Consider the following 24,108-nt stretch of genomic DNA (forward strand, 5'->3'; position numbering starts at 1 on the left):
TTTTGATTAAGTGGGGATATTACTTTCCCAGATTATCTTTTTGATTTTTGATTATTTGACTTACTTCCCACGCTAGATAGTCGCTTACAGTCTTTTTAAAATCCTCTAAAGTCGGCGTTGTATCAATCGGTGCTGATTGATTCCAGTCTGAGCCGCTAGTAGGGTCTATCACGCCTTCGAAATAGTCATTTGAACTAAGCAAATTTAGATAATTTTTGCCATAATGCACTAGATCGACAACCTCAGCATACCTGGCCTTAGCATTACCAATATCTCGTAGATTTAGGCTAGATTTGGCCTTTTTGCGGTTTGCTCTTGCGTAGCCATCATCGCTAAAATCTATAAATTTAACCACATGTTTAGCATTATGAGCCTCACCTACTTTAAAGACATAAATATTAGTTTGAACACTAGATTTACCGATAAATAGGTCAATTGGCATTTTAATGCTAGCTATTAAAGTGTTAGATTTTAGGATTTCTTTATTGATAGCTTGGGCTTTGCCATTTCCGGCTGAACTTTGGATAATTATAGCTGCATAGCCGTTGTCCATCATAGATAGGGCTTTTTGGACAAATATCATTCCATTACCCTCAGCTGAATATGGAGGATTTAGAATAAATGCAGTAGCTTTGAATTTGCCCTGCTTTGTGCCATAGGCATAATCTCCATCAAAATCTCTAAGGCTATCTTTATTTAAAATATTTGAGCTACCATCGCCCATTAAGATCATATTTAACACAGCAAGCATATAAATATTTGGCAAAATTTCCAAGCCCATTAGCTGTTGAGCTTTTATTTCGGCGATTTTTTGCTTTTGAGAGTCTGGGGATTGAATTTGATTTTTAGCATCTTCTATCATTTCGTTCATCGCAGCAATCAAAAGTCCAGCCGAACCAGTAGCAAAGTCCCAAACAAAGCTATCTTTATTTACTCTAGCGAGTTTAACTAAGAGTGTTGCGACATATGGCGGAGTCAAAACAACATCATTTAACTGATCTTGAGTAAAGCCTAGCCAAGCATACATTTCATTGAATAATTTACCGGTAAAATCGATATTTAACTCACTTTTATAATACTCACCTAAATCATCTACGATTTTGCAAAATACACGCTTGAGTTGGCTCTCACCGTTTATTGGCTTATTTAAATTTTCAGCTGTTAGAGTGTTAGCTAGCGTGCGAATTATTAGCCCTTGTTTATCTTCTGGGATTGATTTTTCTTTGAGAAAATTTTTGACTTTGCTTAAAATTTTATCGCCATCTCTCTCTCCGTTTTCTTCAGATGATATTAGCTTATCTTTTGTAAGTGGTGCAACCTTACCGCCCTCAACACCTAAAGTAGCGATAATCGTTGCTACGACAAGATAGACTCTATCATTTTCGCTTAAGCCTTTTTCATCTCTATAAATATCATTATTTAACTTAGTTAAAACTATAGAAATTTCTTCATCTTTCTTGGTTTTTATCGCTTCTAGCTCTTGAGGGGTTAGATTTAACTCTTTTAGCTTTTGAGTAAATTTGATAAAATTATCATCTTTTAAAAATGATAAATCGCTATATTCACCTACTTTTATAGCTTTAGCTAAGTTGGCTTTGCTTACATAATATACGCCAATTTTTATCTCAAGTTTGTCGCTTAATGTATCTTTAAAGCCAGTAACACCAATAGCAATAATCTCATCATAGTCAGTATGGTGTAAAATAGCATTAGCATAATGCACAGCACCATTAACCGCATATTCGTTAATATTCTTGAAATTTGGCTCATTTTTAGTATTTTTGTTATCGATTTGACCATCTTTATCAAGCTTAATTAGCTTATCTTTATAGCCTTTGTATTCAATTAAAACTGGATAATATTTTAGACTTTTTGGGTCTTGCTTTAGCAGCTTAGCATCTGGGCGATTACCACCTGCGCCGCCATTTTTAGAATAGTATAAATTTAATGCGTTATCAATTTGACTATTTAAAGATTCTTGTTCGAGTTTATAATCTAATTTATAGCTTTTTAACTGGGAATTAATGTAATCTGCAACATTTGGTTCTACTGATTGAACTTTGGATTTAGCCATTTTAGTTCCTGAAATTATGATAATTTAAAAGCTGTAATTATATATTAAATTTACTAAAATAACAACATTTATCTTTAATCATTAAAAATTCAATCAACTCATTATTCTTTTTTAATTTTTTATTGAATTTTTTATATTTATTCTTAGCTTTTTTAAATGTTTTGATAGCTATTTTCTATTCATATTTTCATATTTTGCATAATTTATTATATCCATATGATATCCCTTAATAATCCTTGATTTGAGCGATATTTGTAGAATTTTCTTTAACGAGCATAATTTTCTTAATTAATCACTTAGCGGCTTTAGAAGAGATAAAAAATTAAATATGATATAAAAATGTAAATTGAATAAAAATGGTGGTTAGAGGCAGAATTGAACTGCCGACACGCAGATTTTCAGTCTGCTGCTCTACCGACTGAGCTATCCAACCACCTTAAAAATGAGTTGTAATTATACCTTTTTAAAACTTAAATATAGATAAAATTCTACTCAAATTTAAGAATTTATATAATTTTTGCTATAAATTCTTTAAATTTATCTCCACGATGTGCATATGAACTAAACTGATCTAAACTAGCACACGCTGGACTAAGCAAAGCAATATCATCTTTTTCCATCATTTTATCTATCAAATTTACAGCATTATAAAGCTCTTTAGCATTAAATACTTTAGCACCAAATTTATCACTCATCTTTTCTATATCATCGCAATTTGAGCCAATAGCATAGATTGTAGCGCCTTGCTTAGCAGCTGTAGCGACTACTTTTTCTATACTCACACCCTTATCATCGCCACCTAATATAATATGAATCTTAAACCCCTCATATCTGGCTAAGGCTTGAAGAGTTGCGTCTATATTTGTAGCTTTAGTATCATTGACCCATAATCTACCTTTGGCGTCCTTTAACTCTTCAAGCTTGTGAGGCTCAATGATAAATTTATTAAGCAGATCAATGCTACAACGACTAAATATTATGCTCTCAATACAAAGCGCCATAATCGCATCCATCAAAAATGGAACCCTAAAATCAATCCTACCAATATCTATACTAAATTTATTAGCTAAATCAATCTCATCATCATAAGATATTATCTTAGCATATGATTTTACTGATTTTTCATACTCTTTAGGAATAATTGCTACACTGCCTTCTTTCATCATTGATAGTGGTTTTAACTTAGCATTTATATACTCTTTAGCACTTCCATGCCAGCTTATATGATCATCGCTAATAGGCAGTAACGCATATATATCAGGTGTTGCAAATTTCGTATAATGCATAGTAAAAGAGCTAGTCTCTAAAATCCAAATTTTAGCCCCTTTACCTACTAATTCACCAAGTGGAATTCCCACATTGCCACCCATTATAGCACCACGATCTCTTAATAAATGCTCAGTCATTTTAGTCGTTGTAGTCTTGCCATTTGTGCCACTAATCCAGATACTTTTGGGGGTGGAATTTCTAAAATAATCATACTCGCTTATGAGATTTTTAGCCGATTTTATCAGCTTATGAGATGGCGGAAATCCAGGACTTGGAATCTCTAATTCACTAAGATTAGGATCAAATTTATCAATCGGTAACAAAGCATTACCATACTCATCACTACTAGCTACTTTAAATTTATCATCATAGATATTCCAGCCGCCACTTTTGGCGATAGATTTTGTTGTATTAGCATATCCAAATAGAGATTTTATCATTATTTTACCTTAATTTTAATGCGATTAAAGCGATCAAATTTGCCACCAAAGCTATCATCCAAAACCGCACAATAATCTTATTTTCGCTCCATCCTTTCATCTCGAAATGATGGTGTAAAGGTGCCATTAAAAATATACGCTTTTTTCTAATCTTAAAGCTACCAACTTGCAAAATTACAGAGAGCGTCTCAACCACAAATACAAACCCGATTATTATAAGCAAAAGCTCATTTTTTGTAACAATCCCCATATATCCGATAAATGCACCGATACTAAGGCTACCACTATCACCCATAAAAACCTCAGCCGGATAGCAATTAAACCATAAAAACCCAAAAAGCGCCCCAATAACAGCAGTAACTAAGATCACAATTTCGCCTAAATTTACCACCTTAGGTAGCAATAAATAAGAGCTATAAACTGCATTTCCCATCAAATAAGCAAATATTCCAAGACTAACTAATCCAAAAATAGAAGGCACACTAGCAAGTCCATCTAATCCATCTGTTAAATTTACAGCATTAGATGCTGAAGTAAATACCAAAACCCAAAATAACATTGCAAAAATAGATATATCTAAAATCGCATGCTTATAAAATGGAAAATAAAATAAAGAATCAAGTCCGCTAAAAAAATATAAAAGCACAGCAGCTATCACACCAAGCACAATTTGAAAAACAAATTTAACCCTAGCGTGCAAACCAGCGTGATTTTGGCGACCAACTATCTTGCTATAATCATCATAAAAACCAAGCAGACAAAATCCACCCAAAACAAAAAGCCCAATAAGCACAAAAGCATTGCTTAAATTTGCACTCAAAAGCGTGGCCACTACAGCACAAATAACAAAAACAACACCGCCCATTGTCGGAGTTTTACCTTTTTGCTGATGGGATTGCGGAGCTAGCTCATATATAGGCTGATTAGCATTTTTAATCCTTGCCCAAGCTATAAATTTAGGCATAAAAAATAGAGTCAAAACAAAAGCTAAAAAAAAGCTAATCCCAGCACGAACGCTAATATAACTAAAAAAATTAAATTCAAAAATTTCATAAATATAATAAAACACCAAAAATCCTAAGACGATAACTAAAAAATTTAAGATAAAATTATATAAATTTTTTGATAATATTTGGATAAATCTAGTTAAAAATTTAAAAAAATTATAATTATTTATAAATCAATGTTAAAATTGTGCCTAAAATATGCTTAAATAAGGACATAACCAAATGAGCAAAAAATCTATACTGGTAATCACTGATGGAATTGGATATAATCCAAGCAATGAATTTAATGCATTTAATGCTGCTAAAAAGCCAACATATGAGTGGTTAGAAGCAAATGCTGCTAAAAATTTATTAAAAACTAGCGGTCTAGCTGTGGGTTTGCCTGATGGGCAAATGGGCAATAGCGAAGTTGGCCATATGACTATTGGCAGTGGAAGAATCCTATATCAAAATTTAGTTAAGATTGACAAAGCAATAGAATCAGACAAATTAAAAGATAATCCAGAATTAAAAGAGCTACTAAATAAAGTAAATAGAGTTCATGTTATTGGTCTTTATAGCGATGGTGGCGTACACTCACATATAAATCATTTTGATGCTATATGTCAAATTTGTATCGCAAATAAAAAAGAGGTTTATGCTCACCCTATCACTGATGGCCGTGATGTCAATCCAAAAACTGGATTAAATTTCATCAAATCTCTACAAAACAAATTTACCATTGCCTCAATCAGCGGTAGATTTTATGCTATGGATAGGGATAAAAGATGGGATAGAGTAGAAACTGCTTATAAAATCATAGCTCAAAATGAAAATTTACAAACAATAACTCCAGTCCAATATATGGAAAATTCATATCAAAAAGAGATATTTGATGAGTTTATAGAACCAGCTAGTTTTATAGATTTTGGTGGAATTAAAAAAGATGATGGAATAATCTTTATCAACTTTAGAAATGATAGAGCAAGGGAGATTTGTGCTGCTTTGGCTGTTAGTGAATTTAATGAATTTAAGCGTGAAAATATCTGCGAAAATTTAATTACAATGACAAACTATGATGATAAATTTAGCTTTCCTATAATGTTTAAAAATGATGATATTAAAGATACATTAGCTGATGTTATAGCAAAAAATGGATTAAGACAACTCCACACTGCCGAGACTGAAAAATATGCTCATGTGACATTCTTTTTTAATGGTGGCAAAGAGGATCTTGTAGAGAATGAAACAAGAGTATTAATACCAAGTCCAAAAGTTAAAACATATGATGAACAGCCAGCTATGAGTGCATATGAAGTAACCGATGCGGTGATAAAAGGCATAGAAAATGGGATTGAATTTATAGTAGTAAATTATGCAAATGGTGATATGGTCGGTCACACTGGAAACTATGACGCAGCTATAAAAGCAGTTGAAGCAGTAGATGAATGCTTAGGTAAAGTGATTGCAAAAGCTAAAGAGTATGGCTACTCATATATGCAAATTAGCGATCATGGAAACTGCGAAGCAATGCAAAGTAGCGATGGCGAACTACTAACTAATCATACAACATTTGATGTATTTAACTATGTAGTAGCTGATGGTATAAACTCAATAGAATATGGCGGGTTAAGCAATGTAGCTCCAACAATACTAAAATTAATGGATTTAGAAATTCCAGAAGTTATGGATAAACCACTATTTTAAAGGATAATAAATGAAATTTAGCGGAAAAAATGTTTTAGTTACTGGTGCAAGCCGTGGAATTGGTGCTGAAATTTGTAAAGTTTTAGCTAGTTTTGGACTTAAAGTTTGGATAAATTATAGATCAAATCCTAAGCTTGCAGATGATTTAAAAGCTCAAATAGAAGCTGGTGGCGGAAGTGCTGCTGTGGTGAAATTTGACGCTACTAATGAGGCGGAATTTATCGAGGCTATAAATTTAATAGTCCAAAGTGATGGCGAGTTAAGCTATCTAGTAAATAATGCGGGAATTACAAATGATAAACTAGCTTTAAGAATGAGTGTAGATGACTTTAATAGCGTTATTGATGCAAATTTAAAAAGCGCATTTATTGGTTGTAAAGAGGCACTTAAAGTAATGAGCAAAAAACGCTTTGGTTCAGTTGTAAATGTAGCTTCAATAGTTGGTGAAATGGGTAATGCAGGCCAAACCAACTACTCAGCTAGCAAAGGCGGCATGATAGCAATGAGTAAAAGTTTTGCCAAAGAAGGTGCTAGTAGAAATATCAGATTTAATAGCGTAACTCCAGGATTTATAGCTACAGATATGACCGATGCTCTAAGTGATGAAATTAAAGCACACTACTCAGCAAATATTCCATTAAAAAGATTTGGAGAAGCTAAAGAAGTAGCCACAGCAATAGCGTTCTTGCTAAGCGATTATGCAAGCTACATCACAGGCGATACCCTTAAAATCAATGGTGGCCTATATATGTAGAAAACTTTAAGCCAAATTATAGTAAGATTACACTCATTTTTATTTTAGGAGAAAATTATGGCAATATTTGACGAAGTTAGAGATGTTGTTGTAGAACAACTAAGTGTTGCAGCTGACGCAGTAAAAATGGAGTCAAAAATAATTGAAGATCTAGGTGCTGATTCACTAGATGTTGTTGAGCTTGTTATGGCTTTAGAAGAGAAATTTGATGTAGAAATCCCAGATAGCGAAGCAGAAAAACTAATTAGCATCGCAGATGTTGTAAATTATGTTGAAGGTCTAAAAAAATAATTAAAATATTAAGTGATTAAATTTAAATTTTAGGAGAAGTAGCATTGAAAAGAGTGGTAGTAACTGGTTTAGGCATGATAACTGCGCTAGGTCTTGATAAAGATGTATCTTTTAAAAATATTTGCGATGGCAAAACAGGTGTAAAAAAGATAACCCTATTTGATGCTACTGATTTTCCAGTACAAATAGCTGCTCAAATAGATGATTTTGATCCAGCTACTATAATGGAAGCAAAAGAGATAAAAAAGGTAGATAGATTTATCCAATTAGGCTTAAAAGCCGCTAAAGATGCTATGGATGATGCGAATTTTAAAGATTTTGATCCAGGTGAATTTGGCGTTAGCTCAGCTGCTGGCATCGGTGGCCTACCTAATATAGAAAAGAATTCTAATATATGCTTAGAAAAAGGGCCTAGAAAAATATCTCCGTTTTTTATCCCTTCTGCTTTGGTAAATATGCTTGGTGGATTAGTTAGCATAGCTCATAATCTAAAAGGCCCAAATTTATCTAGCGTAACAGCGTGTGCTGCATCAACTCACGCTATATGCGAAGCAGCTAAAAGCATAATGATAGGCGAGACAAAGGCTATGCTAGTAATTGGTGCTGAATCTGCAATCTGTCCCGTAGGTATCGGCGGATTTGCTGCGATGAAAGCACTATCTACAAGAAACGACGATCCAGCAGCTGCATCAAGACCATTTGATGCAAATAGAGATGGCTTTGTAATGGGAGAAGGTGCTGGTGCATTAGTGTTAGAAGAGTATGAAAGCGCAATAGCTAGGGGTGCAAAAATCTATGCTGAAGTAGCAGGATTTGGAGAAAGCGGTGATGCTCATCATATCACAAGCCCAAGTCAAGATGGCCCACAAAGAGCTATGAGTAAAGCTTTAACGATGGCTGGAAATATCAAAATTGACTACATCAACGCTCATGGCACATCCACTTCAGCAAACGATGCTAACGAAACTGCTGCTATCAAAGCTGTATTTGGCGATAATATCCCAGCTATTAGCTCTACAAAAGGTCAAACAGGTCACTGTCTTGGTGCAGCTGGCGCTATTGAAGCCGTTATTTCTATTATGGCAATGGATCAAGGCATTATCCCACCAACAATTAATCAAACAGACAGAGCGCCTGAGTGCGACTTGGATTATACCCCAAATTCAGCTAGAAATTGCGAACTAAATGCTATAATGAGCAACTCATTTGGCTTTGGTGGAACTAATGGCTCAGTCATATTTAAAAGGCTAAAATAATGGCTAGCTATCTTGATTTTGAAAAAGGTATTCAACAGATTGATGAAGATATCGCCAATGCTAAAATTAAAGGCGATGAGCATGCTATTGAGATCCTAAGCAAAAATTTAGAAAAAGAGATAGCAAAAACATATAAAAATTTAAATGAATTTCAAAGATTAAATTTAGCTAGACATCCAGATCGCCCTTATGCACTTGATTATATCAGAGCTCTTCTAACTGATAGCTATGAAATTCACGGTGATAGAACTTACGCTGATGATCCATCAATTGTCTGTTATAGCGGTTACATAGGCAATAAAAAGGTAATTGTCATAGCCGAACAAAAAGGCCGTGGAACAAAATATAAAATTATGAGAAACTTTGGAATGCCTCATCCTGAAGGGTATAGAAAAGCCCTTCGTGTAGCTAGACTAGCTGAGAAATTTGAAATTCCAGTTATATTTTTCATAGATACTCCAGGCGCATATCCAGGAGTAGGCGCTGAAGAGCGTGGTCAAAGCGAGGCAATTGCTAGAAATCTATTTGAACTTAGTGAGCTTAGAACTCGCACTATTGCTATAGTTATTGGCGAAGGTGGTAGTGGAGGTGCTTTAGCCATTGGTGTGGCCGATAGGCTTGCGATGATGAGAAATTCGGTATTTTCTGTTATTTCGCCAGAGGGTTGTGCAGCAATTTTATGGAATGACCCTAGTAAAAGCGAAGCTGCTACAAAAGCTATGAAAATAACAGCTGATGATTTAAAAGAGCTAAATTTAATCGATGATGTTATTGATGAGCCAGTTATGGGAGCGCATAGAGATAGAGATGGCGCTATAGCTGCTGTTGGTGAGTATATTAGAACTAAGCTAGAAGAGCTTGAGAAGTTATCAATTGATGAAGTAGTAAGCGCTAGAATGGAAAAAATACTCTCTGTTGGAGCTTATGAATAATTGACTATTTTAGCCAGGTTTTAGTATAACTTGGCTAAATTTTAATCTATTTTACTCATTAGGCCTAAAATATCTTTAATCCTTTTAATCCAAATTTAACTTAATTAGATAATTGCGAAACCTTGCGCTCTTTTCTAACTTTTGCTACATTTTGCCCAATTACTTTATAAGCTTCTAAAATTTGTTCTTCATTAAGCATAAAAATACCTTATTATAATACGGTAAATTAGTAAAAAGGATTACTATGGCAAACATAGCTAAATTTGGTTTTAAAACTTTGGTTGCTACTGCACTTTTAAGCTCGGTAGCTCAAGCTAATTTTTTAGATCATACTTATGTAGGTGTTAAAGGAGCGATTTTATCAACTAATATTAATTCATCAGATGTAATTGGAGAATTAAGCCTTAAATTTGGTAAAGATTTTGACATCTATAGAGTTTGGACTGGATACAGCTATAAAATGGAGTCTAGCGATAAATCTGACATAAATGATTCAAACTATAGCAATAATGAAATAAAATTCAAATCACATAACATCATCTTAGGAGCAAGATACACTCCATCGATTAATGATAGTTTTAAAGCTTTACTTGGGTAGCTATAACAAAAGGAGAAAGTATTGAAACAACCAATAATGGCTCAACACAAAAAGTAGGTGATACTAAAACAGGCGGTATTTTGGATTGAAGCTTGGTGGTATTTATGCGATAAATGATAGCAATGAGATTGAATTTGGTCTAAAAAGCGATTACACATCTACAGGTTTAGAAGGTTATAAAATAGAATGGATTATGGTGCTTATTTAGGTTATAACTATAAATTTTAATTAAATAGCCAAAGAGATTTTCTCTTTGGCTAAAGATTATCTATTTTGATTTTGCACTCTTAAATTTCTAGCTAAATCACAAGAGTTATTATCACCGTTATTACAAGCGATTTGATAAATTGTTACAGCAGTGTCAATATCTCTTGGCATACCATCGCCATGAGCAAACATATCTGCAAGCTGCTTACAAGCTGGAATATATTGAAAACCATAGCAAACCATATCATAAGCGATTGCTGCACTTCTAAAATCTCCACTTTTATAAATATCATCAGCTACTCTTTTGCATTTAAAGGCATCTTTTAGCTTTGAGCATTCACTATAAAAGTTATCAATCTTAGCCTTAATCTCTTGTTCGCTAATGTTGATTGGCTCAGGTTTAACAGTAATTGGCCCAGGGAATTTTTGCACACAACCAGCCAGAATAAACCCAGCTAAAACTGCTACTATAACCTGTCTCAATCCTCTCTCCTTAATATATAATAGGTCTGCTTACCAGCTAGTTTTTCTATGATAATTTTATACTTACTAGCCCATGACTGCACAATCTCATTAAATTCATCAATAATCTCTGGAATAGTACTTTCACATTTGATTTTAAATGTATCTTCACTATTAGATAGAGCGACAAATCCATCACTATGTTTTATTTTTTCATGTAAATTTATAATATGCTCGATCTCTTTTTCATCAAAATCAGATGCTGATAAAACTCTTTTTACCTGCTCTACAAGCGCATCATTTACATTATATCCAAGTCCAGTTAGCACTAGTTCTACACTCATTATCTCCCTTTAATTATTTGATTTTTGACTAATTAATACAGCTTCTATTATCTTTTTGATATCGCCATCTAAAACTGCATCAGCTTGCGAGTAGGCAATATTGCTTCTATTATCTTTTACTTGTTTATATGGAAATAAAACATATGAGCGAATTTGATGACCCCAGCCCATTTCGCTTTTTTCTACTGATTGGCTAGCTGCTCTTTGCTTTTCTAACTCTAGCTCATATAGCCTTGATTTTAGCATTTTTAGAGCTGTAGCTTTGTTTTTATGCTGACTTCTATCATTTTGACATTGAACTACGATTCCGGTTGGATGGTGAGTTATGCGTACGGCTGATTCAGTTTTATTTACATGTTGGCCACCTGCTCCACTGGCTCTATAATAATCATATCTTATATCCTTTTCATCAATATCAATCTCGATATCATCATCAATCTCGGGACTTACCATTACACTTGAAAAGCTCGTATGACGCCTACCAGCACTATCAAATGGGCTGGTTCTTACTAGACGATGAATTCCATTTTCAGCCTTTAAATAGCCATAAGCATTTTCACCTTTTACAATAAAGCTAACATCTTTTAATCCAGCCTCATCGCCCTCTTGAAAATCTAAAGTCTCAACCTTAAAGCCTTCTCTTTCGCAAAATCTTAGATACATTCTATATAGCATACTAGCCCAGTCATTACTCTCAGTTCCGCCAGCTCCTGGATGAATACTTACAATAGCATTTTTGCTATCATCTTCGCTGCTTAGCATCATGGCAACTTCTAAATTTATAATAGCCTCTTCTAACTTAACAGAGTCCTCAAATAGCGAATTTATAGTATCTAAATCATTTTCTGAATTTGCTAAATCAAATAATTCTATAGCATCATTTAATGAGTTTTTAGCATTTTGAAATTTAGCTAGCATAGAGTTTAATTTGGTCTTTTCTTTGCCTATTTGTCCAGCCATTTGGACATCACTCCAAAAGCTAGGGTCTTGTTCTAAAGCTTCAATCTCTTTAAGTCTTGATTGTATTAAAGAGGGATTTACAACTTTAGCAATATTATCAACCTTGATCTTTAAACCCTTTAAAAGTTCGTTATACTCATAGTTATCCAAAGTTTTACCTTTTAAATTTTTGGCGAAATTTTATCTAAAATATGGTTAAAATTTAATTATTTAAAGGAAAAATTTTTAGAAATTTATGCTAAAATTATAGATTAAAAATTTCAAAAGAGAGTCTTATGCAGATATTAAAAACAGTACAAGAAGTGCGTCAATTCCGTGCTAATTGCAGTGGAAATGTAGGCTTTGTGCCGACAATGGGTGCTTTGCACGCCGGTCATGCTCAGCTATTAAAAAGCTCTGTATCACAAAATAATCATACTATAGCAAGCATTTTTGTCAATCCAACACAATTTTTAGCCGGTGAGGATTTAGATAGATATCCTAGAACACCTGAGGCTGATATTAAAATATGTGAATTATGTGGAGTAGATGCAATATTTATGCCTGATGCTAATGAAATTTATAGCCAAATAGAGCCAAAAATCTTAGCACCAAAAGAGCTATCTAGCACACTCGAAGGCGCTACAAGGCCTGGACATTTTGATGGTGTTTGTACAGTATTAACTAAATTTTTTAATATCATTAATCCTACAAACGCATACTTTGGCAAAAAGGACGCTCAACAGCTTTTAATAGTACAGCATATGGTAAAATCGCTATTTATGCCAATTAATATAGTTCCTGTTGATATAGTTCGCTCTAGCGATGGCTTAGCACTTTCGAGTCGTAACTCATACTTAAATGATGATGAATTAGCTCAAGCATTAAAACTCTCAAGGTCTTTGATGAAAGCTAGCAATTTAATTAAAGCAAATAAATTAAACTCTCTTGAGATAAAAGATGCAATGAGTAGCTGTCTAGAGCCTTTAAAAGTTGATTATATAGCAATTGTAGATAAGAGTTTAAAACCAATTGATAGCATTGAGCTTGGCAATACTATTATTTTAATTGCTGTATATGTAAGCAATACACGCTTAATTGATAATTTGTGGGTGTAATATGGCAAATTTATATTTAGTTTCACTTGGATGTAATAAAAATCTAGTTGATAGCGAGATTATGCTTGGAAGACTAAGTGCATATGATTTAGTAGATGATCCTAGCTTAGCTGATGTAATGATAGTAAATACATGTGGCTTTATAGAAGATGCTAAAAGCGAAAGCATAAGTACAATTTTAGAGCTAGCAAGTTATAAAAAACCAAATTCGGTTTTAGTAGTTACTGGCTGCTTAATGCAAAGATATAAAGATGAGCTTATGCGTGAATTACCAGAAGTAGATATATTTACTGGCGTTGGAGATTATGCTAAAATAGATGAGATAATCCTTAAAAAACAAAATCTATTTAGTCCAGAAACATACTTGCAAGCAGCCAATACCAAAAGAGTAATTACTGGTTCAAGCTATCACGCATATATCAAAATCTCTGAAGGTTGTAATCAAAAATGTAGCTTTTGTGCAATTCCCAGCTTTAAAGGGAAGCTAAAAAGTAGAGAAATTTCAAGTATCGTTGATGAGATAAAAGAGCTAATTAGTAGAGGATATAATGATTTTAGCTTTATCGCACAAGATAGCAGCTCATTCTTGCGTGATCATGGAGAAAATGAAGGGCTTATAGCGCTTATAGATGAGGTTGAAAAGATAGAAGGGATAAATGCAGCTAGAATTTTATATCTATATCCTACAACTACCAACGCAAAACTAATTCAAAAAATTATTGATTCCAAAGTATTTGTCAATTATTTTGATATGCCTATACAGCATATAAATGATGAGATGCTAAAGATAATGCGTCGCGGTGCTAATAAAGATAAGATAATTGAGCTTTTAACAATGATGAGAGAAGCACCTAATAGCTTTTTGCGTACTGGAATCATAATAGGCCATCCAGGAGAAAAAGATAGCTATTTTGATGAGCTTTGTGAGTTTTTAAGCAAATTTAAATTTGATAGAATCAGTGCATTTGCTTACTCCAAAGAAGAAGATACTCTAGCTTATGAAATGGAACAAGTAGAGCCAAAGATTATCACGCAAAGATTAAATAAGATCGAAAAGATTATAAAATCTAGCATTGATGAGAGCTTTAAAAGCTTAATTGGAAATACTATCAAAGTACAAATTAATGGCACAAGCAGCGAAGGCGATATGTTTTATGGCGCTAAGGCTATAATTTGGGATAGAGATATCGATGGTGAGATTCTTGTCAATGATAGCGAGATTAAAAATCCAAAAGTAGGACAAATTTATGATTGTCAGATCACTGAATTTGTTAATGATAAACTAATTGGACAGATTGTTTGCAGTTAAATTTAGAACCATTAAAAGACAAAAAGGCTCTGCTAGCTTTTTCACACGGAGTAGATAGTACAGCTCTTTTTTATCTTTTAGTTAAAGCCGGAGTAAGCTTTGATTGTGCAATGGTAAACTATCAAACTCGCCCTAGTAGCAATACTGAAGAACAAAGTGCTATAAAACTTTGCAAACAATTTAATAAAAAAATATTTATTCATAAAGCTAGTTTAAATTTAACCAGCTCCAATTTTGAGATGACAGCTCGTAAAATTAGATATGAGTTTTTTGACTCTATAATATGTGAGTTTGGTTATGAAATTTTGATTTTAGCACACCAGCTAAATGATGCAACTGAATGGCTATTAATGCAACTAGCTAAAGGTAGTGGCGCTGTGGGACTAGCTGGAATGAGTGAATTTAGTACAAGATACCTAAAATCTCAAAATAGAGAAATAGGAGTATTTCGTCCGCTTTTAAGTGTTAGCCGTAGTGAAATTTTAGAATTTCTACACTCTCAAAATATAAAATATTTCATAGATAACTCCAATCAAAATCTAAAATTTACCCGTAATAAAATTAGGTCTGAATTTAGTGATTCTTTTGTAGAACAATTTAGAAATGGAATTAAAAAAAGCTTAGAGCTTTTAAGGGATGATGCAAAGCTACTTTTAGGTGAGTTTGAATATAATGATGGAGAGCTCTTTATAGTGGCTAAATCACAAAATTCAATCTATCTAATAGATCAAGCCTGCAAAAGGCTAGGCGTACTAATGAGCCAAAAGACTCGTCAAATTTGTACTCAAAATGATTGCGTAATATCGCATAAAATTACAATCACATCAAATAAAAAATATTACTTTATCGCTCCATTTATAAAAACCATAATGGATAAGAAACTAAAAGATAAATTTAGAATCCTAAAAGTTCCGGCCTTGCTTCGTCCATATCTAGCAAATAATTTAGAATGTCTTAAGGTTCTTGATAAATTTTTATCACAAAGCTAGTTTGTATATATCCATCTCTTGACTCCATCTTAACTGGAAAATCAACTCTGATAAGATTATCATGTGTATTCATATCAGCAATAAAATCATATAAATTTTGCGGATTTTTCATTGTAGCACTTACATTAGCTTCGCTAATTATATATTTAGAATTGCTTGTTATAGTTTTTGGCTTAGTAAAGTAGATATTATCAAAATACTTCCCAGCAACACCGATAAATTTCATCTGATTAAAGCTATTTTTAAGCGACTCTAACGCTTTTGTATTTTGCTGTTTTAACTTTTCATAGGTTGCTAAATGATCATTATAAAGCTGGTTAATTTTAGCTAAATTTACCTCTTTTTCACTGCGAATCTGCGCAGCTTGTTTGTATTTATCAATTGAAGGCATAGCCACAGCAAAAACCATTACTAGCACAAAAATCACAAAAATCAAACTATAAATTGCTAGCTTAGTAAGGTCGATATTTTCTAGACTTCTATCTACTCTCATTTGCCAACTTCTCCATTAGGGCTATTTTTATTAATACTTACAAAATTATACCAACCATTTGGAAGCTGATAAAATGTGGTATTTGATACAGCAAATATTGACTTTAATGGTGCTTCAAATAGTAACTTAAAACGATCTTTTGTTGGTGTTAATCCTTTTACTTTTAGCATATACTCTTCCATATGAACGCTTTTAAGAGTTACTCCATCAGGAACTAGATTAAATAAATTCATCAAACTTTTATTTAAAATTGCATTTTTATGATAGATATCAAGAGTCATATCACGCTTTATAGAAGTGATTTTAGTCTGATTTTTCAACTCATTAATAGCTTTAAATTTAGCATCGTATTGAGCCTGTAACTCATCAGATTGTAAATTTATATTAAAAATTTGCATTCCAATAAAAATTGCTCCAGATATAAAAGCTGCTCCTATTAAAAACATTGTCCAAAGCCAAATTCTAGTAAAAAGAGAAAATAACGGCTTAACTCGTGGCTTGATAAAACTATAACTCATTGCAAATCTCTCTAATCATCATATTATTTATTAGCTTATCAATATCTTGCTTAATTAACTTAATATCTAGCATTAGCTCATTTTCTGCCATAATCAAAAACTCATTATCAAGACTTAGTCCATCAAATATTACAACACTCTCGATAAAATCACCCAAGTAATTTTTATTTTGATAATACTCAGTAATGGCAAGCTTGATATTACTAATTAGTGTAACTTCTTTACCAATATCTCGTACACTATCTTCTAATTTTTTATTAGCATTAGCAATCTCTTCATGCTGTATATCCTCAAAATCATCTTTATCTACATTATCAAAATCACTAAATCCACCGCCAATATCACCTAGCCCTCCAAGTTTGCTTAGTCTATCTTGCTCTTCTTCGATAACATTATCTAAATCTGCGCTCTCCTCTTTACTAAAGACCTTATCATAATAATCAAAACCATCATTTTCTTTTCTAGTATCAAAATATGCGCCAAATTTCATATCTTCGCCATCAAAAATCATGATAGTATTATTATCATTCATATGTAGCATATATAAAATTTTACCTTTTTTTGGGGACTCTTTAATAAGTGAGTGCAAAATACCAAATGGAGAATAAATAAGATCAGGCTTTAGTCCATTTAGCGTCTCTTCAAAACTAGTTAGCTCACTATCGGGCACAACAATACTCCAGCCTTTCATTTTAATCTTAGCAACTAGATTGTATGAGATATTAAATTTTTCAAATCCTCTAGCATCTACAGCTGGAAGCGCCCACTGCTTAGGGCTATTAAGCATAGCAGCTAGATATACTGAGTGATACTGCTTGGTACGCTTTTTAAGATAATCAACAAGTTTATAATCAACTACGCCATTATGAACATCAAATACAGCCTCATTACTACCTATAATCTTATCGCCTTTTACAGCACGTGAGTACAGATAGCACTGATTATCTTTAATAATAACACTAACATATAAAGTAGTCAAAAATCCACGAACCCAAGAGATTAAACCAGACATATTAAACCTTAAATTTTAAAAATTTTAGCCAATTTAGCTTTAAATTTAGATTATATTATCTACCTCATTAAATTTTTTAGCTATTAATGCTTTAGCTTCTTGCATATCTAAACCTTCTAAGCCAAATTCGTTCCCAATGCAATAGGTAAGCTTGCAAAAAGGCTTTGGCAAAATCATTTTATCCCAACTATTAAACTGCCAAAACCTGCTAGCTGTGTAACTTAAAACTATCAAATTTACTCCAGTTTTTTGTGCAACTGCCACTGAGCCATCGCTAATGCTATGTCTTGGACCTCGTGGACCATCTGGGGTAATTACTACATCAATTCCATTATGGATTGATTTTATTGCTGATAGAAAAACTTTCAAGGCTCCTTTTGATGAACTTCCTCTAATCGAACCAATACCAAAATGACTAATAATATCGCTAATTACTTGACCATCTTTATGATCTGAGATCATTACATTCGCATTTCTGCCTTGCCAACAACTACTAAAAATAAATGGCATAAATGCTAACTTCTCATGCCAAAAAAGAGCTACTACTGGCTTGCTCTTTGGCGCTTCTCCAATAAACTCCTTTTTGCAAGTTAGATATATAAGCTTAATTATAAAAACTAGTAAATTTTCTACTATTTTATTAACAAATTTAGCCCTAAATAATCTGCCCATTTAATACCATTCTTCTTGGTTGAGTGATTTGAACCTTAGCAAATTTGCCTAGCAACTCCTCGCTGCCTTTGGCCTGAACCAAAAAGTTATTATCTGTACGACCAGCTATCATTCCATCAGCCCTAAGCTCTTCAAAATAGACATCATAAATTTGTCCTATTTTACTAGCTACAATCTCATCTAAAATTTCATTATGTCTAGACTGTAAGCGTGTGAGCCTAGCCCCAGCTATGCTATCATCAATCTGATTTGGCATAGTTGCCGCTGGAGTTAGAGGGCGAGCTGAGTATTTAAACGAAAACACTTGCTCAAATCTAACTTTTTCTAAAACATCCATCGTATCTTCAAAATCAGCCTCACTCTCACCAGGAAATCCGACTATAATATCAGTTGATATGCTAACATCAGGACAAAGCGTTCTAAGTTTACTTGCTCTATCTAAAAACCACTCCTTAGTATATCCACGTTTCATAGCTTTTAGTATTGCTGTACTTCCACTTTGTAGTGGCATATGCATAGATTTACAGATTTTAGGATTTGAGCTAAACTCGCGTAAAAATTTATCATCCATATGCAAAGGATGCGGACTAGTAAAGCGAATTCTCTCTACGCCATCAATTTGACTAATTAAATTCAAAAGATCACTAAAATCTATCTTTTGCTCATTAGAACTACTAAATCTTTTGCCATAATTATTTACATTTTGACCAAGCAAAAATATCTCTTTAGCTCCGTTATTAGTGGCTTTTTTAATCTCATTTAAAATTATATCTTTTGGAATGCTTAGCTCATCGCCCCTAGTGTGCGGGACTATACAATAGGTGCATTTCTTATCGCATCCTATCATGATATTTACATAACTTTTATATGGACTAGTGCGAAACTCACCAAAGGCATACTCGCTCTCATCATGATTTATATCTACGCTCACAAATTTAGGCGTTTTGACTGCAGTTTTGATCTTTGATACATTTCTAGCTCCAAGGACAAAATCAACATACGGCGCACGCTTAAATACATCAGAGCCAAGATGGCTAGCCGTACAACCACAAACACCTATTTTTGCTCCTGGTTTTTTGACTTTTTCAAATCCGCCAACCTCACTAAAGAGCTTATGCACTGGTCTTTCACGCACAGAACAAGTATTTATAAGGATTAGATCAGCCTCGCCAATCTGATTAGTAGTCTCATACTCATCATCTAATTCAGCTATGATATGCTCGCTATCACGAACATTCATAGCGCACCCCAAAGTCTCTATAAAGAGCTTTTTTTTACTAAATTCAGCACTCAAAGTATATGCACCTCATACATATAGTCATTCTCATCTAGGCCATATTTTACCGTGCGGTGATATACGCTTAACCCTTTGTTCTCAAAATGCTCAACTAAGGCAATAAGCTGCTTATGTGAGTTATCACGATCAAAATAGAATATCTTTCCACCATCTTTTAGCGCAGCACTCTCGATCTTTTCTAGACTAATTGTTTTTGGTTTTGCATCTAACTCAGCTCTAGCTAATTTTAACTCCATTTTTTATCCCTTTTTGAGTGATTTTAACTCATTAGTATATCAAATTTGCTATAAAATTTCGTTTAAATTATATAGTATAAATATATTTAAAGATTATAAAAGCTAATATAAGATAAAATAACGGGCTTGCAAATTTTAAATCTCAATAATTTATTATTTTGACAAATTAATCACAAAAGGTAACTTTATGGAGAGAATATTAGATATAATCGAGTCAATAGCTAATGAAAAAAATTTAAACATTGATGATGTAAAAGCCAGAATCTTAAAGGCCTTTGAATCAGCTGCTAAGAAACTATATGGTTCAGAGTGTGAATATGAAGCACTAATTAATCCAACAACTAAAAATATCACTCTATATCAAAAAATTCTAGTTGTTAATAATGATGATGAACGCCTAGATAATGAGCATTTTATCAGCCTTGATAAAGCTCATGAATTTGATAAAAGCCTTGAAATAGGCGATAGTCTAAACTATGAAATAAATATAGAAGATCTAGGTCGCACAGCTGCTGGAACGCTTAGCCGTGAGATAGAGTATCATATCCAACGCCTAATAGAAGAGAAAATTTTTGAAAAATATAATGCTAAGATTGGTTCACTTGTCTTTGGTTCAGTTACACGAGTTGATTCTGAAGAAAATACATTCATCGAAATTGATGAGATCAGAGCTGTAATGAGCATGAAAAATCGTATTAAAGATGAAAAATTTAAAATTGGCGATGTTGTAAAATGTGTTATTAAAAGCGTAAGACTAGATAAAAAAGATGGTATAAAAGTTGAACTCTCTCGTACATCACCTAAATTTCTTGAAGCGCTTTTAAAAGCTGAAGTTCCTGAGATTAAAGATGGTGGTGTAATCATTCAAAATAGCGCTAGAATACCAGGTAAAAAAGCCAAAATTGCTTTATATTCTACTACCCCAAATATCGATGCAGTTGGTGCAACAGTAGGTATAAAAGGCGTAAGAATCAATGCTGTAAGTAATGAGTTAAATGGTGAAAATATAGACGCTATTGAGTATAGTAATGAACCAGCTATTTTTGTAGCACGCGCTTTAGCTCCTGCTATAGTAAGCTCTGTAAAAATAGATGGACAAAAGGCTATAGTATCACTAGTACCTGAACAAAAATCAAAAGCAATTGGAGCAAGCGGTATAAATATTAGACTAGCAAGTATGTTAACTAAATATGAGATTGAACTAGAAGAATTGACAAATGCCACACCAGCGGGTCAAATCAACAACGAAGAGGGTCTAAAAAATCTAAAAGCACTCTTTGGTGATCTTTAAAATAAAGAATTCGGTCTAGCCGAATTCTTTTACTATGAATTAAAAATTAATTTTATTATATCTTAAGCTCTAAAGCTAAAAATTTACCAGTATGAGAACCGCTCTTTTTATATCCTTTAGCTAACTCTATTGGACTACCCTTAGCAATTACCTTACCACCACCTGCTCCACCTTCAGGCCCCATATCTATAATATAATCACAATTTTTAATCACATCTAAATTATGCTCTATTACTATAACTGAATTTCCCAATTCAACCAAATGATGTAAAACTCCAGTAAGTCTATCAACATCAGCAAAATGCAATCCAGTTGTAGGCTCATCTAAGATATAAAGAGTAGAGCCAGTATCGGTACGACTAAGTTCTTTTGCTAGTTTAATCCGTTGAGCTTCACCACCGCTTAAAGTAGTAGCTGGCTGACCCAAAGTAAGATAGCCAAGACCGACTGAGCAAATAGTGCTAAGCTTAGCATAAATTTTAGGAACCTTAGCAAAAAACTCCAACGCTTCATCAGCGCTCATAGCCAATACTTCAGATATGTTTTTGCCTTTATATCTTATCTCTAAAGTTTGAGCATTATAGCGAGTACCTTTACATACATCACATATTACATTAATATCAGGTAAAAAGTGCATCTCAACCTTTATCTCGCCCTCACCGCTACATTTTTCGCATCTACCGCCTTTGACATTAAAGCTAAAGCGTCCGATTTTATACCCTCTAATCTGAGCCTCTTTAGTCGCTGCAAATAACGCTCTTATCTCATCCATCACGCCCGTATATGTAGCTGGATTGGAGCGTGGAGTTCTGCCTATTGGACTTTGGTCTAAATAGATAACCTTATCTAGCTGATCTAAGCCTTCTATTTTAACACCCTTTAAAGCTTGAAATTTTTTAGCACGATTTAGATCTATCTCAGCTGCTGGCAAAAGAGCTTTAAGCACTAGCGAACTCTTGCCGCTACCACTTACTCCAGTTACACCTACAAGGTTACTAAGTGGAAATTTAACGCTTAAATTTGATATATTGTTTATAGTTACTCCACTTAAGCTTAGCCACTGTTTTTGTTTTCTGCCTTGATAGTAATTAATATCTTTTTGACCATTTAAATATTTTGCTGTTTGAGTTTGACTTGCTAATAACTCTTTATATGTACCATTAAAAACTACATTACCACCATAAATTCCAGCTCCAGGGCCAATATCTACTATATAATCAGCAGCTTCAATAGTCTTTTTATCATGCTCTACTACAATTACTGTATTGCCTTTTTCTTGCAAATTTCGCAAGGTTTTAATCAGCTTTAGAGTATCTCTTTCATGCAATCCAATACTAGGCTCATCTAGCACATACATAACCCCACTTAGTCCGCTTCCTATCTGACTAGCGATCCTAATACGCTGCGCCTCGCCACCACTGATAGTTCTAGCATCTCTACCAAGACTAATATATCCAAGCCCTACATCATATAAGAAAAATAGCCTTTCATTTATCTCTTTTAAAATTGGAGTAGCTATTAGAGTTTGTTGAGGATTTAGGTGAGCAAATCTATCATTATTACTAAAAAATTTAGTAGCGTTTTCTATGCTCATGTTAATAATATCGCCTATTGATTTAGACGCTACTTTGACAGCTAGGCTATCAGCACACAATCTATCACCACCACAACTTTCGCATACTTTTTCAGTCATATACTCGCTAAAATCTTTATCATCTTTTAATATCTCATATGCAACTTTTAGCACTCCTTCAAAGTGCTTTTTAATTCTATGGCTTTTCCATAAAAAATCAATACTTTTTGCATTGCCATATAGTATTAACCTTTTAGCATCTTCATCGAGTTGATAATATGGTGTTTTGACACTAATATCATTTTGTTCGCAAAATGCCATTATAAATTTATAATAATAGCTCTTATTAAATCCATACATTACCTTAACAGCACCATCTTCAATGCTTAAACTATCATCTATTATCTTATTTAAATCCAAGCTAAAACGAATTCCTAGCCCATCACAGCTAGGACAAGCACCCTTAGGCGAGTTAAAGCTAAAACTAAGTGGCTCAAGTGTATTAAAGCTAATTTTGCAATTAAAACAAGCATTGTGTTCGCTAAAGTGAATATGAGAACTCTCTAGCCCTATCTCATCAGCATTTAAAATTTCAATTTCTAACTCACCAAAACTTTCATAAAGCCCTTTTTGAACATCATCTGCAATTCTTGCACTATTTTCTTCATTTACTACAACTCTATCTATAACAGCTTTTATAGTATGCTTTTTGGTCTTTGATAGTTCTATCTCTTCATCTAATCGCACCATCACGCCATCTATCATCGCTCTTATAAAGCCCTTATTTGCAAGACTCTCTAATGTATCAGCAAAGCTACCCTTTTTCTCTCTTACAATAGGTGAAAGAATTGTGATTTTAGTACCATTTGGGAGTTTAAGAATTTGATCTATAATATCACTTGCACTCATTTGAGATACTACTTGATCGCATTTGGGGCAGTGCTGAATACCTATTCTAGCATATAAAAGTCTTAAATAATCATAAATTTCAGTAATCGTTCCAACTGTAGAGCGAGGGTTTTTACTAGTGCTTTTTTGATCAATTGCTATAGCTGGGGTTAATCCTTCGATATGATCGACATCTGGCTTGCCAACTCTATCAAGAAATTGTCTAGCATAGCTTGAGAGAGATTCTATATATCGTCTTTGACCCTCAGCATATAAAGTATCAAATGCAAGCGTACTCTTACCACTTCCACTAAGACCAGTAAATACCACTAATTTATTTTTTGGAATATCTAGGTTAATATTTTTTAGATTATGCTCTTTAGCACCTCTAATCTTAATCATTTCATTCATCTTTAATCCATATTTTAAATAAAATCTTGGATTATATCTAAA

24 protein-coding genes and 1 tRNA gene are annotated in these 24,108 nt (G+C 33.4%); 11 read left to right on the forward strand and 14 right to left on the reverse strand.

What is annotated here, in order from left to right; all coding sequences use genetic code 11:
• Window positions 1–19: 19 nt before the first annotated feature.
• The 4 genes from CIGNP103_RS04690 to mraY all read right to left on the reverse strand — a co-directional run bounded on the left by CIGNP103_RS04690 (window position 20) and on the right by mraY (window position 4,852).
• Window positions 20–2,074, reverse strand: a complete 2,055-nt coding sequence (locus CIGNP103_RS04690; protein ID WP_086268668.1) for an HsdM family class I SAM-dependent methyltransferase — start codon at window positions 2,072–2,074, stop codon at window positions 20–22.
• A 357-nt stretch (window positions 2,075–2,431) separates the two neighbouring features.
• Window positions 2,432–2,507, reverse strand: a tRNA-Phe gene (locus CIGNP103_RS04695).
• 73 nt (window positions 2,508–2,580) lie between these two features.
• Window positions 2,581–3,783, reverse strand: a complete 1,203-nt coding sequence (gene murD / locus CIGNP103_RS04700) for a UDP-N-acetylmuramoyl-L-alanine--D-glutamate ligase (RefSeq protein WP_086268669.1) — start codon at window positions 3,781–3,783, stop codon at window positions 2,581–2,583.
• Between the two features lie 4 nt (window positions 3,784–3,787).
• On the reverse strand, window positions 3,788–4,852 hold the full coding sequence (gene mraY / locus CIGNP103_RS04705) for a phospho-N-acetylmuramoyl-pentapeptide-transferase (RefSeq protein WP_086234217.1): 1,065 nt from the start codon (window positions 4,850–4,852) through the stop codon (window positions 3,788–3,790).
• 160 nt (window positions 4,853–5,012) lie between these two features.
• On the opposite strand from mraY, the gene gpmI reads away from it, so the two are divergent.
• The 7 genes from gpmI to CIGNP103_RS08395 all read left to right on the forward strand — a co-directional run bounded on the left by gpmI (window position 5,013) and on the right by CIGNP103_RS08395 (window position 10,515).
• Window positions 5,013–6,476, forward strand: a complete 1,464-nt coding sequence (gene gpmI / locus CIGNP103_RS04710) for a 2,3-bisphosphoglycerate-independent phosphoglycerate mutase (RefSeq protein ID WP_086268670.1) — start codon at window positions 5,013–5,015, stop codon at window positions 6,474–6,476.
• Window positions 6,477–6,486: 10 nt separating this feature from the next.
• On the forward strand, window positions 6,487–7,230 hold the full coding sequence (gene fabG, locus CIGNP103_RS04715; RefSeq protein ID WP_086241668.1) for a 3-oxoacyl-ACP reductase FabG: 744 nt from the start codon (window positions 6,487–6,489) through the stop codon (window positions 7,228–7,230).
• Between the two features lie 57 nt (window positions 7,231–7,287).
• Complete coding sequence (acpP, locus tag CIGNP103_RS04720) at window positions 7,288–7,521, forward strand: acyl carrier protein (RefSeq protein ID WP_086225098.1); 234 nt, start codon at window positions 7,288–7,290, stop codon at window positions 7,519–7,521.
• 44 nt (window positions 7,522–7,565) lie between these two features.
• Window positions 7,566–8,777: a beta-ketoacyl-ACP synthase II gene (locus CIGNP103_RS04725; protein ID WP_086268133.1), complete on the forward strand. Its 1,212-nt coding sequence runs from the start codon at window positions 7,566–7,568 to the stop codon at window positions 8,775–8,777.
• Window positions 8,777–9,709, forward strand: a complete 933-nt coding sequence (gene accA / locus CIGNP103_RS04730; protein ID WP_086268671.1) for an acetyl-CoA carboxylase carboxyl transferase subunit alpha — start codon at window positions 8,777–8,779, stop codon at window positions 9,707–9,709. The genes CIGNP103_RS04725 and accA overlap by 1 nt, the downstream gene beginning before the upstream one ends.
• A 244-nt stretch (window positions 9,710–9,953) precedes the next feature.
• Window positions 9,954–10,307 carry a hypothetical protein gene (locus tag CIGNP103_RS04735; RefSeq protein WP_086252635.1) on the forward strand — a complete coding sequence of 118 codons (354 nt, stop codon included), beginning with the start codon at window positions 9,954–9,956 and terminating at the stop codon, window positions 10,305–10,307.
• A gap of 85 nt (window positions 10,308–10,392) precedes the next feature.
• Window positions 10,393–10,515, forward strand: coding sequence for a hypothetical protein (locus CIGNP103_RS08395; protein ID WP_272887997.1), 123 nt, complete (start codon window positions 10,393–10,395; stop codon window positions 10,513–10,515).
• 56 nt (window positions 10,516–10,571) lie between these two features.
• Here the strand turns inward: CIGNP103_RS08395 and CIGNP103_RS04740 are convergent, their stop codons facing one another.
• Genes CIGNP103_RS04740 through prfB form a run of 3 tightly spaced genes read right to left on the reverse strand, consistent with a single transcriptional unit; the run spans window position 10,572 to window position 12,430 of the window.
• Complete coding sequence (locus CIGNP103_RS04740; protein WP_086251534.1) at window positions 10,572–10,997, reverse strand: SEL1-like repeat protein; 426 nt, start codon at window positions 10,995–10,997, stop codon at window positions 10,572–10,574.
• Window positions 10,994–11,320 carry a type II secretion system protein gene (locus CIGNP103_RS04745; protein WP_086252636.1) on the reverse strand — a complete coding sequence of 109 codons (327 nt, stop codon included), beginning with the start codon at window positions 11,318–11,320 and terminating at the stop codon, window positions 10,994–10,996. The genes CIGNP103_RS04740 and CIGNP103_RS04745 overlap by 4 nt, the downstream gene beginning before the upstream one ends.
• A gap of 9 nt (window positions 11,321–11,329) precedes the next feature.
• Window positions 11,330–12,430, reverse strand: coding sequence for a peptide chain release factor 2 (prfB, locus tag CIGNP103_RS04750; protein ID WP_086236016.1), 1,101 nt, complete (start codon window positions 12,428–12,430; stop codon window positions 11,330–11,332).
• A gap of 125 nt (window positions 12,431–12,555) precedes the next feature.
• On the opposite strand from prfB, the gene panC reads away from it, so the two are divergent.
• The 3 genes from panC to tilS are packed head-to-tail and all read left to right on the forward strand — an operon-like array spanning window position 12,556 to window position 15,675.
• Window positions 12,556–13,377 (forward strand): pantoate--beta-alanine ligase, encoded by an 822-nt coding sequence (gene panC, locus CIGNP103_RS04755; RefSeq protein ID WP_086252637.1) that lies wholly within the window; start codon window positions 12,556–12,558, stop codon window positions 13,375–13,377.
• A 1-nt stretch (window position 13,378) separates the two neighbouring features.
• The gene (gene rimO / locus CIGNP103_RS04760) at window positions 13,379–14,686 is read left to right on the forward strand and encodes a 30S ribosomal protein S12 methylthiotransferase RimO (RefSeq protein WP_086241673.1); all 1,308 of its coding nucleotides are present in this window, start codon (window positions 13,379–13,381) and stop codon (window positions 14,684–14,686) included.
• Window positions 14,677–15,675 (forward strand): tRNA lysidine(34) synthetase TilS, encoded by a 999-nt coding sequence (gene tilS / locus CIGNP103_RS04765; RefSeq protein WP_086268672.1) that lies wholly within the window; start codon window positions 14,677–14,679, stop codon window positions 15,673–15,675. Before rimO ends, tilS begins: the two co-directional genes overlap by 10 nt.
• Here the strand turns inward: tilS and CIGNP103_RS04770 are convergent.
• The 6 genes from CIGNP103_RS04770 to CIGNP103_RS04795 are packed head-to-tail and all read right to left on the reverse strand — an operon-like array spanning window position 15,641 to window position 19,903.
• Window positions 15,641–16,168, reverse strand: coding sequence for a hypothetical protein (locus CIGNP103_RS04770; protein WP_086225088.1), 528 nt, complete (start codon window positions 16,166–16,168; stop codon window positions 15,641–15,643). The two genes, tilS and CIGNP103_RS04770, sit on opposite strands and share 35 nt — an antisense overlap.
• Entirely contained in the window at window positions 16,165–16,686 is a 522-nt protein-coding gene (locus CIGNP103_RS04775; protein WP_086225087.1) for a hypothetical protein, read from the reverse strand. The genes CIGNP103_RS04770 and CIGNP103_RS04775 overlap by 4 nt, the downstream gene beginning before the upstream one ends.
• Entirely contained in the window at window positions 16,676–17,698 is a 1,023-nt protein-coding gene (locus CIGNP103_RS04780; RefSeq protein ID WP_086225086.1) for a hypothetical protein, read from the reverse strand. The genes CIGNP103_RS04775 and CIGNP103_RS04780 overlap by 11 nt, the downstream gene beginning before the upstream one ends.
• Before the next feature lie 45 nt (window positions 17,699–17,743).
• Complete coding sequence (locus CIGNP103_RS04785) at window positions 17,744–18,370, reverse strand: lysophospholipid acyltransferase family protein (protein ID WP_086225085.1); 627 nt, start codon at window positions 18,368–18,370, stop codon at window positions 17,744–17,746.
• On the reverse strand, window positions 18,354–19,664 hold the full coding sequence (gene miaB, locus CIGNP103_RS04790; RefSeq protein WP_086268673.1) for a tRNA (N6-isopentenyl adenosine(37)-C2)-methylthiotransferase MiaB: 1,311 nt from the start codon (window positions 19,662–19,664) through the stop codon (window positions 18,354–18,356). The genes CIGNP103_RS04785 and miaB overlap by 17 nt, the downstream gene beginning before the upstream one ends.
• Window positions 19,661–19,903: an HP0268 family nuclease gene (locus CIGNP103_RS04795; protein ID WP_086225084.1), complete on the reverse strand. Its 243-nt coding sequence runs from the start codon at window positions 19,901–19,903 to the stop codon at window positions 19,661–19,663. Before CIGNP103_RS04795 ends, miaB begins: the two co-directional genes overlap by 4 nt.
• 187 nt (window positions 19,904–20,090) lie before the next feature.
• Here CIGNP103_RS04795 and nusA point away from each other — a divergent pair, with 187 nt between their 5' ends.
• Complete coding sequence (gene nusA / locus CIGNP103_RS04800) at window positions 20,091–21,194, forward strand: transcription termination factor NusA (protein ID WP_086228467.1); 1,104 nt, start codon at window positions 20,091–20,093, stop codon at window positions 21,192–21,194.
• A gap of 55 nt (window positions 21,195–21,249) precedes the next feature.
• Here the strand turns inward: nusA and uvrA are convergent, their stop codons facing one another.
• Complete coding sequence (gene uvrA / locus CIGNP103_RS04805) at window positions 21,250–24,066, reverse strand: excinuclease ABC subunit UvrA (protein ID WP_086268674.1); 2,817 nt, start codon at window positions 24,064–24,066, stop codon at window positions 21,250–21,252.
• Between the last annotated feature and the right edge of the window lie 42 nt (window positions 24,067–24,108).

Origin of the sequence: Campylobacter sp. P0103, assembly GCF_002139545.1 — a bacterium.
In the GTDB taxonomy this organism is placed as follows: domain Bacteria; phylum Campylobacterota; class Campylobacteria; order Campylobacterales; family Campylobacteraceae; genus Campylobacter; species Campylobacter devanensis.

Coding starts and splice junctions, on each gene's coding strand:
- CIGNP103_RS04745 (WP_086252636.1), bottom strand. CDS start 11,320: ATGAGTGTAGAACTAGTGCTAACTGGACTTGGATATAATGTAAATGAT.
- CIGNP103_RS04735 (WP_086252635.1), top strand. CDS start 9,954: ATGGCAAACATAGCTAAATTTGGTTTTAAAACTTTGGTTGCTACTGCA.
- fabG (WP_086241668.1), top strand. CDS start 6,487: ATGAAATTTAGCGGAAAAAATGTTTTAGTTACTGGTGCAAGCCGTGGA.
- accA (WP_086268671.1), top strand. CDS start 8,777: ATGGCTAGCTATCTTGATTTTGAAAAAGGTATTCAACAGATTGATGAA.
- CIGNP103_RS04785 (WP_086225085.1), bottom strand. CDS start 18,370: ATGGGCAGATTATTTAGGGCTAAATTTGTTAATAAAATAGTAGAAAAT.
- CIGNP103_RS04775 (WP_086225087.1), bottom strand. CDS start 16,686: ATGAGTTATAGTTTTATCAAGCCACGAGTTAAGCCGTTATTTTCTCTT.
- CIGNP103_RS04770 (WP_086225088.1), bottom strand. CDS start 16,168: ATGAGAGTAGATAGAAGTCTAGAAAATATCGACCTTACTAAGCTAGCA.
- uvrA (WP_086268674.1), bottom strand. CDS start 24,066: ATGAATGAAATGATTAAGATTAGAGGTGCTAAAGAGCATAATCTAAAA.
- gpmI (WP_086268670.1), top strand. CDS start 5,013: ATGAGCAAAAAATCTATACTGGTAATCACTGATGGAATTGGATATAAT.
- murD (WP_086268669.1), bottom strand. CDS start 3,783: ATGATAAAATCTCTATTTGGATATGCTAATACAACAAAATCTATCGCC.
- CIGNP103_RS04795 (WP_086225084.1), bottom strand. CDS start 19,903: ATGGAGTTAAAATTAGCTAGAGCTGAGTTAGATGCAAAACCAAAAACA.
- panC (WP_086252637.1), top strand. CDS start 12,556: ATGCAGATATTAAAAACAGTACAAGAAGTGCGTCAATTCCGTGCTAAT.
- acpP (WP_086225098.1), top strand. CDS start 7,288: ATGGCAATATTTGACGAAGTTAGAGATGTTGTTGTAGAACAACTAAGT.
- CIGNP103_RS04690 (WP_086268668.1), bottom strand. CDS start 2,074: ATGGCTAAATCCAAAGTTCAATCAGTAGAACCAAATGTTGCAGATTAC.
- rimO (WP_086241673.1), top strand. CDS start 13,379: ATGGCAAATTTATATTTAGTTTCACTTGGATGTAATAAAAATCTAGTT.
- CIGNP103_RS04780 (WP_086225086.1), bottom strand. CDS start 17,698: ATGTCTGGTTTAATCTCTTGGGTTCGTGGATTTTTGACTACTTTATAT.
- nusA (WP_086228467.1), top strand. CDS start 20,091: ATGGAGAGAATATTAGATATAATCGAGTCAATAGCTAATGAAAAAAAT.